General features: G+C 62.2%; 10 protein-coding genes. 4 read left to right on the forward strand and 6 right to left on the reverse strand.

Features of this window, described 5'->3' with window-relative positions; all coding sequences use genetic code 11:
• The first annotated feature begins 1 nt into the window (after position 1).
• From pilV to ACSQ9I_RS29450, 4 genes are read left to right on the forward strand one after another with little or no spacing between them, the layout of a single operon-like run.
• Positions 2–406, forward strand: a complete 405-nt coding sequence (pilV, locus tag ACSQ9I_RS29435) for a type IV pilus modification protein PilV (protein ID WP_436315508.1) — start codon at positions 2–4, stop codon at positions 404–406.
• Positions 406–1,581: a PilW family protein gene (locus tag ACSQ9I_RS29440; protein ID WP_436315509.1), complete on the forward strand. Its 1,176-nt coding sequence runs from the start codon at positions 406–408 to the stop codon at positions 1,579–1,581. Before pilV ends, ACSQ9I_RS29440 begins: the two co-directional genes overlap by 1 nt.
• Positions 1,578–2,180: a pilus assembly PilX family protein gene (locus ACSQ9I_RS29445; RefSeq protein ID WP_436315510.1), complete on the forward strand. Its 603-nt coding sequence runs from the start codon at positions 1,578–1,580 to the stop codon at positions 2,178–2,180. The genes ACSQ9I_RS29440 and ACSQ9I_RS29445 overlap by 4 nt, the downstream gene beginning before the upstream one ends.
• Before the next feature lie 17 nt (positions 2,181–2,197).
• A complete protein-coding gene (locus ACSQ9I_RS29450) occupies positions 2,198–6,373 on the forward strand; it encodes a PilC/PilY family type IV pilus protein (protein WP_436315511.1) in 4,176 nt (1,391 codons plus the stop codon).
• 554 nt (positions 6,374–6,927) lie between these two features.
• On the opposite strand, the gene ACSQ9I_RS29455 is transcribed toward ACSQ9I_RS29450, so the two are convergent.
• The 6 genes from ACSQ9I_RS29455 to ACSQ9I_RS29480 form a co-directional block, all read right to left on the reverse strand.
• Positions 6,928–7,626, reverse strand: a complete 699-nt coding sequence (locus ACSQ9I_RS29455) for a tetratricopeptide repeat protein (protein WP_436315512.1) — start codon at positions 7,624–7,626, stop codon at positions 6,928–6,930.
• A 678-nt stretch (positions 7,627–8,304) separates the two neighbouring features.
• Entirely contained in the window at positions 8,305–8,793 is a 489-nt protein-coding gene (locus ACSQ9I_RS29460; protein ID WP_436315513.1) for a pilin, read from the reverse strand.
• 336 nt (positions 8,794–9,129) lie between these two features.
• The gene (locus ACSQ9I_RS29465) at positions 9,130–9,693 is read right to left on the reverse strand and encodes a pilin (protein ID WP_436315514.1); all 564 of its coding nucleotides are present in this window, start codon (positions 9,691–9,693) and stop codon (positions 9,130–9,132) included.
• Positions 9,694–9,822: 129 nt separating this feature from the next.
• Complete coding sequence (locus tag ACSQ9I_RS29470) at positions 9,823–10,629, reverse strand: 3',5'-cyclic-nucleotide phosphodiesterase (protein WP_436315515.1); 807 nt, start codon at positions 10,627–10,629, stop codon at positions 9,823–9,825.
• A gap of 188 nt (positions 10,630–10,817) precedes the next feature.
• On the reverse strand, positions 10,818–11,468 hold the full coding sequence (locus ACSQ9I_RS29475) for an FHA domain-containing protein (RefSeq protein ID WP_093108549.1): 651 nt from the start codon (positions 11,466–11,468) through the stop codon (positions 10,818–10,820).
• A gap of 29 nt (positions 11,469–11,497) precedes the next feature.
• Positions 11,498–12,307 carry a Stp1/IreP family PP2C-type Ser/Thr phosphatase gene (locus ACSQ9I_RS29480; protein WP_436315516.1) on the reverse strand — a complete coding sequence of 270 codons (810 nt, stop codon included), beginning with the start codon at positions 12,305–12,307 and terminating at the stop codon, positions 11,498–11,500.
• Positions 12,308–12,333 lie beyond the last annotated feature (26 nt).

Below are 12,333 nucleotides of genomic sequence, written 5' to 3' on the forward strand. Positions count from 1 at the left end.
CATGAGACGCACCCCTCTCCCTCCCCGTGGCCAGCAGCAAGCTGGCGTAGCCCTACTCGAAGTGCTGGTAGCCGTGCTGCTCTTTTCCTTGGGCATCCTCGGCTTGATCGGCCTCCAGGCACGCGCCATCAGCTTCTCGGCAGATGCCGAAGACCGCAATCGCGCCGCGCTGCTCGCGAATGAAGTTGCGACTCTGATGTGGATCAGAAAATCGGTGACCGTCCCGGCTGCGGACCTGACTGCCTGGCAGGCGCGCGTCGCCGACCCGCTGGCAGGCGGCTTGCCAAACGGCGAGGGCGAAGTCGAGGTGGATGGCACCGCGGCGAACGTGACGATCACCTGGAGACCCCCATCGCGTGAAACCACCGAAGGCAGCACGCTCACAACCCGCGTGGTGCTGCCGTGATGAAGTACTCACCTCTCTCCGCGATCGCGCGCCAGCGCGGCCTGACCCTAATCGAACTGCTGGTGGCGATGACCATCGGCCTCGTCGTCACCTTGGCGGTTACCAGCGCCGTGACCTTCGGCGAAGCGACGAAGCGCTCGACCACCTCCGTCAACGACATGAGCCAGTCGGGTTCCTATGCAGCCTATCTCATCGATCGTGCAGTGCGCAGCGCCGGCTCGGGTTTCGCCCAGTCGTGGGATCTCGGTGTCTTCGGATGCAAGCTCAATGCGAAGCGCGGAACGCCGGTCATCCTGCCTCGTACGACAGCCTTTCCTGCGCCGTTTGCGAACTTGCTTGGCGGGGCGACTGGCAGTGCCAACCTCCGTGTCGCGCCCTTGCTGATCGACAAGGATCGCTCCGAGAGCGGATCGGACGTCCTGATCGTGATGGGCGGGAACGCTGCAGCCGGCGACGTGCCGCGACCGATCATCTCCAGCGGCGCCAGTGCCGACATCCTGCGCCTGGACAACACGGTCCAGTTGAAGGCCAACGACATCGGGCTGGTCAGCCAGAGCGGAAGCGACGATTGCCTGATCGAACAGGTTGCCTCGACCTTCGTCGACAGTGCAAGCAACGAGATGCTGCCGCTGGGCGGCAACTACTACATGCCGGGCACCGCACCGACCCTCTCCTCGCTTGCCGCCAGCGGCTCGGCGTACTTCACAGTGCTTGGAAATTCCGGTGCCAACAACGTCCAGTTCCAGCTCATCGGCGTGGGTGCGAATCGCACGCTCTCCAGCTATGACCTGCTCCAAAGCGACGGATCCGATACCTCGAAGGCTCTTGCCGACGGCGTAATGGAAATGCATGCCCTCTATGGTCTTGATACAACCAACGACGGGATCTTCGACAGCTGGGTCGCACCGGACGCGACTGGCTATGACATCTCAAGCATGCTGGCATCGCGCGACAAGATGCGGCAGGTGATCGCAGTGCGCGTAGGACTGGTGTTGCGCAGCGCGCTGCTCGAAAAAGAGATCGTATCCACGCAGATCCCGGAAATGTTCACCGGCGCCGGCACCGGCAACGTCCGGCCGGCGGTCGCACTGACCGGCGACGCCCGGCGCTACCGCTACCGAGTCGTCGAATTCACCGTTCCGCTGCGCAACGTGCTGTTGCTGCCCGCATCATGAAGACCTCCCTCACCTCCTCCATGCGATCGCGAGAGCGCGGCGTCGTGCTGCTCTTCTGCCTGATCATCCTCGTCGTGCTGCTGGCCGGCGGCGTCGCAGTCGTGCGCTCGATGAACACATCGCTGTTCAGCGCCGGCAACCTGGCGTTCAAACGCGACCTGGTCAACCAGGGCGAACAAGCGGCCGCCGACGCACTGACACTGTTCAGGACCGGGACGCTGGCGGCATCGGGCGCCGACAACGCGAGCGCGCCGGCCTCCAACTACAGCGCTGTGCAGTTGGCCACGAACGATCGTGGCATTCCAACAGTGCTTTTGAGCGACACCGCCTACACGCCGGTTGCCGCGATCACCATCACGCGCGCTGCGGACAAGGTCACGGTGCGCTACATCATCGAGCGGCTTTGCAACGCCATCGGCGCCGCAAGCAAGACCAATTGCATCTACGCGCCGGCCATCACCGACGTCCGAGGCGGAGACATCAGCGGCGCAGAGCGCCCGCCACCGCCCAACGCATTGGTCTATCGCCTGACCGTACGAGTGGACGGACCGCGCGACACGCAGGTTTTCCTGCAGTCTTCCTTCACCAAGCCCGAATAACAACCAGCAGGCATTCCATGAATACGCCTTCCTATCTTGCCGCGCGCTTTGCCCGCGCCGCAGCGCTCGCTGCTCTTTTCGGCTTGCAGGGATGGGCCAGCGCGGCCAGCCTGGCCGATCAGCCCGTGTTTGCCACGTCCAATGTGCCGGGCAACCTTGCGCTGACCCTCTCGGTTGAGTGGCCCACGGCCTCCAGAACGGCGCACACGGCGAACTACACGAGCAACAGCACCTACCTGGGCTACTTCGATCCCAATAAGTGCTACACCTATGTATCGAATACAGCGGTGAACCCGGCAATCCCCGTCACCAACCCTGTCACAGTGGGCAAGGGCGACCTAAGTTATTTCAACCCAACCGGCGTTGCGGTCGGCCGCAAATGCACAGGCAGCGCTGCTCTGAACGCCATGTGGAGCGGCAACTTCCTCAACTGGGCTGCTACCGCAACCATCGACCCTTTCCGATGGGCCATGACCGGTGGCCGGCGCGTTGTCGACACCGCGACCGAAACGATTCTTGAGAAAGGCTGGCACTCGGGCCAGGGACTGTTCAACGATCGCAATCTCACCGCCAGCGAGATCGCCGACGCCACGCCTTTCGATTCGGCCACCAGTCTGCTGGTGTCCATCAACGGGCGTGGATTCGCCATGCAGACGACCACCAGCGGCGCAGCGCTCAAGGGCGAATACTTCAACGACATGACGGCGACGGGCACGCCGGTGTTGACGGTGAACAATGATTCGGCGGACCACAACTGGGGCAATGCCAGTCCCGGCACCGGCGTCAACGCCGACCGCTTTTCCGCACGCTACACCGGCAGCTTCGTCGCACCCGCAACAGGAACCTATACCTTCCGTGTGACGGCCGATGATGGTGTGCGCTTGTCGGTCAACGGCACCATGCTGATCAATCAGTGGAGAGATCAAGGCCCGACGGATTACACGGCCAACGTCAACCTGACCGCAGGGCAGGCCTTCGACCTGCAGGTCGACTACTACGAAAACGCCGGCGGAGCGACTCTGCAGTTGGCATGGCAGAAGCCGGGTGGCAGTTTCGAAGCCTTCACCAACAGCATCGGCGCTGCGACCTCGAATGTCTACACCATGCGCAACAAGGTCTGCGACCCGAATGCGCCCGGCGGCGTGGAAAGCAATTGCAAACAGTACGGATCGAACTGGAAGCCAGAAGGCCTGATCCAGCAGTATTCGCACCGCATGCGCTTCAGCGCATTCGGTTACCTGAATGAATCCGGCAATGGCCGCGACGGCGGTGTGCTCCGCGCGCGCCAGAAGTTCGTAGGCCCGACACAACCGGTGCCTGGCCTTCCCGATGTCACCAACAGCGAGGGGGAATGGAGCGCGACTGACGGCACATTCATCCGCAATCCGAATGCTGCAGACGCAACAGCCAGCTCCGGCAGCGGCGTGACGATCAGCGACAGCGGGGTGATCAACTACCTCAACAAATTCGGCCAGTTGCTTCCCGGCAACTACAAGGGCAACGACCCCGTGGGCGAGCTGTACTACGCGGCGCTGCGCTATTACCGCAACCTCGGCAACGTACCCGAATGGAGCAACCTGACGACAACCGATGCCGCACGGGCGACGCAACTCGACGGTTTTCCTGTGATCACCAACTGGACGGATCCGATTCAGTACTCGTGCCAGCGCAACTTCATCCTTGGCATTGGCGACATCTACACCCACGGTGACAAGAATGTGCCCGGCAACACCAATACCGCCAACGAGCCGACCCTGCCGACCCTGGTCGCCAATGACACGACCGTCAATGCCGTGACCGCCACCAACAAGGTCGGGCAACTGCAAGGCATGGGCGACGATCTGGGTACGCGCACCAATGTCTCGAACAACTGCTGCAGCAACAACTCGGCGCGCATGGCGGGTCTGGCGTACGACGCGAATACGAAGGACATCCGGCCCGACGTGGCAACGTCGCCCAATACCATTGGAAAGCAGACCGTGCAGACCTACTGGGTGGACGTGCTCGAGCGAGCATTCCAAGTCAACAACCAGTTCTATCTGGCTTCCAAGTACGGTGGTCTCAAACTGCCGACCAACATCCAGGACACTTTCGATCCCTACACCTTTACCGGCCCCATCCCCACAAGCTGGTGGTCAACCAACGGTGAAACGCTCACCGAAGGCAGCACCACGCAGGAGCGGCCTGACAACTACTTCACTGCCGGCCGACCCGACACCATGGTCGACGGCTTGACCAAGGCTTTTGCCAGCATCGCCAACGCCATCAAGTCGTTCACAACCTCCTTTTCGCTTTCGACCGCGCAGGTGTCGTCGAGCGGCGCGGCCTCGTATGCCTCGCAATACGACTCCAACGGATGGACCGGCGTGCTGACCGCCAGCCGGCTGACTTTCGTGAGCGGTATACCGACCTTGACCGAAGTCTGGAGCAGCGCGACCACGCTCGCAGCGCAACTGGCGAGCGGGGGCTGGGACAGCAACCGCCGGGTCGTCACCTGGAACGGCACCACCGGCGTTCCGTTTCGCAGCGGCAGCCTGACCACCGACCAGCTCACGGCCCTCGATACGCCGTGGGCCACCGGCAACGACAGCGTTAACTACCTCAACTACTTGCGCGGCGACCGCACCAACGAACGGACCTCCACCGATGAAACCAAGCCCTATCGCCTGCGGCCGGCGCTGCTCGGTGATATCGCCAACGCGAAGGTCACCCCGGTCGGACCGCCTTCGGCGCGCCTCTCGAACACGGTCAACCCCGGCTACGCGACTTTCAAAACAACGTACGTCAATCGAAAGACAGTGGTCTACGTGGGCGCCAACGACGGCATGCTGCACGCCTTTGATGGTGCTTTGAGCGGAACCGGGGCCGGCAACGAGCTATTCGCCTATGTGCCCAGCCCTCTGTTCTCCGGACCCAGCAGCCCGGCGACGCCAACGCTCAACGGATTGGGCCAACTGGGCAATCCGAACTACGAGCACCGCTATTACGTGGATGCAACCCCCAAGGCGTTTGACTTGGACTTCAACACCGCGGGCGGAGTCTTCACCACCACGGCCTCAGGCGGTTCGGATTGGAAGTCTCTTCTCGTCGGCGGGCTCGGCAAGGGAGGCAAGAGCTTCTACGCGATTGACATCACCGATCCTTCGACCATGACGACCGAAGACCTGGTCAAGGCCAAGATCAAGTGGGAGTTCAGCAACGCCACCACCGGCGTGAGCGGCACCCTGGGCTTCAGCTACGGAGCACCGCTCGTCCTCAAGACTAAGAAGTACGGCTGGGTCGTGGTGTTCAGCTCCGGCTACAACAACAGCGACGGCAACGGCTATATCTATTTCGTCAATCCGCGCGACGGCAGCTTGCTCGAAAAGGTGCAGACCGGCAACGCCTCGGCCGGCCTCACGCAGATGACCGCCTACATCAGCGACTACACCGACGGCACGGCCGACGCCATCTATGCGGGAGATCTCAACGGCCAGCTCTGGCGCTTCGATGTGACCGCCGCACGCGGCAGCACCGCGCCGTACCCTGCCCCTTTGAAGCTGGCGACCCTGGCCGATGCGAACGGCAATGCGCAGCCCATTACGACCGCTCCCCTGGTCGAAGTCGATCCGAAGACCAAAAAGCGCTATGTGATGCTTGGAACCGGACAGCTGCTCGACACGGTCGACATCAACTCCTCGGCCGCGCAGACCTTCTACGCGATCATCGACGGCACGTCCGCCCTCTTCGGCAGTGGCGGGACCTACCCGCTGACACGGTCGAACCTCGAAGGACTCAGCGACGCCGAACTGACGGGTCAAACCGCCATCAACTTCGGAACCGCGCAGGGCTGGTTTATCGAACTCGGCTCGACATCGAACATCGGATGGCGCTCGATCACGAGCGCGACATCCTTCAATGGCGTCGTTGCCTTCGCAACGCTATTGACCACGGGCAATGCCTGCAGCCCGTCGGGCCAAAGCCGCGTCTACGCCGTCAACTTCGGCACGGGCGTGACGGCTCTGGTACCAGGGGATACGCCCTATGCCGGCTACACGCATGCGATCACCGATCTCAAGTTCATCAGCGACAACGGAACAGTCCGTCTCGTTGCCGGTGACGTGGAGGGCAAGCAGCACGTGCCGCCGGTCAATCTGGGCGGCGGGAGCTCGCTGCGGTTGCTCAACTGGCGGGAAATACCGGCGGTGGACTGAAGCGATCTGATTCTCAAAAATCATCATTTGCCAATCATGCGTTCGATGCGCACGCGCGGCCCTCTTCCGATTCGTGCGCATCGGGCTGATGATTGCTAATGACATCAGGCGCAGCATCATTGGCGAAAACTCGATGCGTCACGGCCGACGATTCGCTGGTGACGAGCTTGTCATGGGAGCTTGGCCGGATTCCGTGACGAGCCGCGCCCCGGTCCAGCGTGCAGGCGGCGCTTGATGCCTCTGAGATCGCTAAGGTATGCGTCACATCGCGTGCTGCTTCGGAAGAATGGATCGCTGCATGCACAAAGGTGATAAACGGGCGCGGATTGCCTTTTGCTCCCGGGCGAGCGCTCTCGTCTGATAGTCCACCGAACGGCCAGGTTCTAAGCGGATAGCCTCGCCGTAGTTGGCCTGCGACTGCTTCGCTGCCGTCCGGCAGAGAGCGATGAAGAAACGCAAATCAAGGAAGTTCGAGAACTTGTACTTTGAAAATCAACGCAAGTTGGCTTCCTCGATGCGGAACAAGTTCTCGCGTGAAGCGCGCATGGACCGCGCTATTTTGGTTGCGCCGGCCTAAGCTTCGGATCAGGCGTATAGGCCGCGGCCAAGTCCGCCGGCGCCCGCTCGCTGTTGCCTTTGCGGCGCCACACTTCGGCGCGGCCCACGTACGCCCCGGCGTAGATCGGGCGCAGGCGAATCACTTCGTCGTAGTCGGCAAGCGCCTTATCCAGATCGCCCTTCTTCTCCCACGCATTCGCCCGCCCGCCTAAGGCGGCGGCAAAATCCGGCACCTGCCGCAGCGCGAGATCGAAATCGACGATCGCGCGGTCGTATTTGCCGATCCGGTTCCATTCGTTCCCTCGGTTCATCAATGCCATCGGAAACCCCGGCCAGATCCTGATGGCTGCGTCGAAGTCGGCCATCGCCTTGGCCGCGTCCTGCCGCTCCAGCCAAACGGTGCCGCGGTTGTTGAAGGCCTGATGATTCTTCGGGTTGATCCGGATCGCCTCATCGTTGTCGGCGATGGCGCGCTCGTAGTCACCCCGGTCCGCCCAGATGATTGCCCGAGTCTGGTAGGCGTCCGACCTCGGCGGCCCGAGCCGGATGGCTTCGTTGATGTCCGAAAAGGCTTTGCTGTCGTCGCCCAGCTTGTTCCAGGTTGCGCCGCGATTGCTGAAGAACGCGGCATTCTTTGGATCGAGACCAATGGCCTTGTCGAACTCCGCCAGGGCCTTGCGCGGCTCGCCGACCATGTTCCACAGAGCGCCGCGGTTGTTGTAGCGAAGGGATACTTCGGGTCGATGCGGAGCGACTCGTTGTACTCGGACATCGCTGTCTGAAGATCCCCGCCGTTGCGATAGGCGTTGCCACGTATCGCATGGATGCGCGCACGCGTGCGCACGGTGAGGCTCTGCTCTTTCAGGGAATCAGTGCAAATTGCGATCTGGTCGACGGAGCCCTCGGCCTCATCGCAGCGCTTGTAGGCCAGATCGCCCGCGCTCTGCCAAGGCGGCTGCCGGAATCGTGAAAGCCAGAGTGAAGAGAGCCAGTGCGCGCATCGATTGCCTGTTGCCGAAGTGATGACGCAGGGCATTGTTGCACGGGATTTGCAACAACATGTAGCGGAGACTGGCGGCCGAGGTGAGGTCAGAGCAGCTTCAGCCCGCATGACTGCGCTTCTCTTCGGCGTTGTACTTTGAAAATCACTGCCGGTGCGCGCATAAGACTGCGAGAACACGCCCGGCTACGGCACCACCGCGATCCTCACCTGTGCCTCGCTCGCGACTATTCAGGAGTATCGCGTCTGCCAAGATCGTCACGAGCGCCTTATGCGGGCCGTTGAGCCCCTCGCGGAGCTAGGAAGTTTCGATTGGCCCTCGACTGCCCAAATGAAAAAGCCGCCCGAAGGCGGCTTCATAGGCCTGCAAGAATTATTGGCAGCCGCGCGGACGGTACTTGGCAGGCACGGTGGTCGTGCATCCCCACGAACCTGCCGCGGTGCGCGTCCAGGTCAGCGTGTCGGTGCCGGCCGTCTTGAGATCTGCAGCCGCGCCATTGCCGAACGTGGCAATGATCGTGGTCGTCGAGGTCATCGGATTGAGCACTTGCGGCACACCGGTGTTTGCCGGAATGGCGGCGCCTTGGGTTGCGCCAGTCAAGATGGTCGAACCCGAGGCTTGGGGGTCGCATTCACCAGCGGCCAAGCCAACGGCAGTCTTTCCATCCAAAATGCACGCCTCAACTGCGGTCTTGATGGCGCCAGCTTCGCCCATTGCACGCGACACTTGCGACTTGGCGATGTAGGTTTGATATTGCGGCAGCGCGATTGCGGCCAAGATGCCGATGATCGCTACAACGATCATCAACTCGATAAGGGTGAAACCCTTTTGCACGTTGCGTGCGATGGAACGACGGTTCATTCATAACTCCTGGTTGATTTAGCAAGCCGGGATTCGCCCGGGCTGCTATCTCTCTGCAGCATGCGTGCCAACCGCAATTTACCCATAGCTCATCTGAAACCGTGAAATAGTTGCAGATCTACCCCTGACGCCTGACACATGTTGGCAAGGTCAGCCGCGCCAAATTGTCCAATTGTGACAAAAGGTGTCACGCGCGCGTTCGCATCTCGCCAGCTTGCTTGTCGCGATTCTTTCGGCCGGGCCATTGCTAAGCGCAACAGGCCGCTGAGTTCACTACAGCCTTCAACTGCCCAAATGAAAAAGCCGCCCGAAGGCGGCTTCATAGGCCTGCAAAAATTATTGGCAGCCGGCCGGACGGTACTTGATAGCCACGGTGGTCGTGCATCCCCACGAACCTGCCGCGGTGCGCGTCCAGGTCAGCGTGTCGGTGCCGGCCGTCTTGAGATCTGCAGCCGCGCCATTGCCGAACGTGGCAATGATCGTGGTCGTCGAGGTCATCGGATTGAGCACTTGCGGCACACCGGTGTTTGCCGGAATGGCGGCGCCTTGGGTTGCGCCAGTCAAGATGGTCGAACCCGAGGCTTGGGGGTCGCATTCACCAGCGGCCAAGCCAACGGCAGTCTTTCCATCCAAAATGCACGCCTCAACTGCGGTCTTGATGGCGCCAGCTTCGCCCATTGCACGCGACACTTGCGACTTGGCGATGTAGGTTTGATATTGCGGCAGCGCGATTGCGGCCAAGATGCCGATGATCGCTACAACGATCATCAACTCGATAAGGGTGAAACCCTTTTGCACGTTGCGTGCGATGGAACGACGGTTCATTTCAAGAAACTCCAGTTGGTTGAAGGGCCCGAGGAAGGCCCCCGGTGCGTTCAACCTCCGCAGCATCTGTGCCATCCCGGCTGCTCGCCTCTGAAGCAAACCTTGGTGTGCATTTGTTCACGCTGGAGTTACAATAGGTGACACAACCTGTTGCATATGCCACACGCGGGATGACAAATTTTGTCAGTCAGCCACCCACAGTGGTCAGACCTGCAGGACCCCCGCCGCCTCCAGCCACCGAATGTCCCACCCCTTCGTGCCCTGCATCTGCGAGCCAGCGGCCAGCAAGTCGATCTGGCTCATGATCTCTTCGGTCTCGGCCGGCTTGGTGTGGGTGATGTAGATCGGGTAGTTCTTGCCGGGCGCGATATGCGCCAGTTCGTCGGCCAAAGTGCCAGGCGACAAATGCAAGCTGCGCTGCGCCAACGCTTGCTCTCGATTGCTGAACGCCGTCTCGATCACCAGCATTCCCACATCAAGCTGGTTCACCCGCTGCCAGAAGGCCGGATTGCGTTCCGTGTCCCCGCTGAAAACCCAGTTGGCGCCGCCCTTCGCGCAACGCACCGCATAGCCACAGGCCGGCACGGTATGCACGGCCGGCAACACCTCGATGTTCTTGAGCGCCCGGGTTCCCAGCTCGAGCTCCTGCCCGACCACGATGTCATGAAAGCTCACAAACGGCGCCTCGCGACTGGGGATGCTCGCGAAATCGGGCCAGATGACGTTGTTGAACACATGGGCGCGCAGCGCCTCGATGGTGGCCCGCAGGGCATGCACGCGCAGCGCCTTGCTGCGGCGGCTGGCCACGGCGTCGATCATCAGGGGCAGCGCGGCGATGTGGTCGAGGTGCGAATGGGTGAGCACCACATCGTCGATGGCGGCCATTTCGTCCAGGCTCAGGTCGCCGACGCCGGTGCCGGCGTCGACCAGCAGGTCGCTGTCGACCAGGAATGACGTCGTGCGGCAGTCCTTGGCGATGGCGCCCGAGCAACCCAACACGCGCACCTGCATATGCGAGGCCTTTTGTTTTCTATTTGGTTTCGAACCGGGTTGCACCATCCCAGTTCTGGTCTTTGGGCTGCAACGCCATTGAGGCTAAACGCTGCGCGTACAGCTGGTAAAGGAATTTTTTGGCATCTACAGCCGGCAGTGGGGTCAAGCCTCTGGCCCGTACCAAAGCCTCGGCGCGTCAGCGGCGCTCAGCCGGCGACGAACTGCATCCGCGTGCCGCCGAGTTCGAGCACGTCGCCGTCCTGCAGGGCGACGGCCTCGTTGCCGAGCGGTTCGCCGTTGAGCTCGGTGCCGCCGTCGATGGGTGCCACAACGTAGCCGTGCAGACGCCGCGTGACGGCGGCGACGGCCACGCCGGGTTTGCCGATCGTGGTGACGACCTTCTGCAGGGAGAGTTCGCGCCCGGCGCCGCTGCCCGACAGAACGCGCATGACGGCCACGCCGGTGCCGCCGCCGAAGGGCTGGTGCACCGTGGGTGCGGAACTGAGGGGAATCGGGCCTGATGGTGCTGGCGCGATGTGCGGCGCGGGCCCGGCCCCTTCGGAGGCGCCGCTGGCCACCAGGTAGCGGATCTTGTACTTGCCGACCTCGACAACGTCGTTGTGCTCGAGCGCCTGCTTCTTGACGGCACGCCCGTTGATGTAGGTGCCGTTGGTGCTGTTGAGATCTTCCAGGTAGACGTCGCCGCCGATCATGTGCAGCACGGCGTGTTCACCGCTGATCGCCAGATTGTCGATCACGATGTCGTTGTACGGCCGCCGTCCCAGCGTGGTGCGGTCCTTGGCGAGCGTCACCTCCTTGATGACGACACCGTCGATCGAAACGATCATTTTCGGCATGGCCGACTCCTGGATCTCATTTTTTTGGGCTATCCGGATGCCTCGAGCGCTTCACCTGAGCCTGCCCGGGCGAGGACGACCGAAATGTTGTCCCTGCCCCCATTGTCATTCGCAGTTGAAACCAAAAGTGTTGCTTTCTCCGAAAGACCGATATCTTGTAACAAAAGCGTGAAAAGCTGCGCGTCGGGGACCATCTCGCTCAGCCCGTCCGAACATAGCAGGAAAAGGTCCCCGGGTTTCACGTTGTGCTCGTGCATTTCGAGTTCGACATGGCGTTCGATGCCGAGCGCCCGCGTCACCAGGTTGCGGTGCGGCGACAGGATGGCCTGCTCGGGCGTGATCGCGCCGGCGTCGAGCTGCTCCTGCAGCAGCGAATGGTCGCGCGTGAGCTGTTCGAGCTTTTCGTTGCGCAGCCGGTAGCAGCGGGAGTCGCCGATGTGGCCGACGATCGCACGCTTGGACCCGAAGGCGGCCAGCACGAGCGTGGTGCCCATGCCCTGCAGCTGCATGTTCGCGACGCCGGCTTCGAGGATGGCCGCGTTGGCCTCGTCGGTACCGGCCTGCAGCGCGCGGCGCACGGCCCGCGGGTTGGCGGTCGGCCCGGCGTGGGCCAGCCAGCGGCCGAAACTGGCTTGCAGCAAGGCGATGGCCATGCCGCTGGCGACCTCGCCGCCGTTGTAGCCGCCCATGCCGTCGGCCAAAAGGACCAGGCCCAGCGAGGCGTCGAAGGCGATCGTGTCTTCGTTGTTGGCGCGCACCCGGCCAGGGTCGGTGAGCGCGGCGAAGTCCCAGGTCAGCGAGCCGGTGTCAGGAGAAGCGGATACGCCCAGGTTCGCCATGAATCAGTTTGGTTGAGGGGGCCGCT

Source organism: Variovorax sp. LjRoot84 (assembly GCF_964254305.1).
In the GTDB taxonomy this organism is placed as follows: Bacteria; Pseudomonadota; Gammaproteobacteria; order Burkholderiales; family Burkholderiaceae_C; genus Variovorax.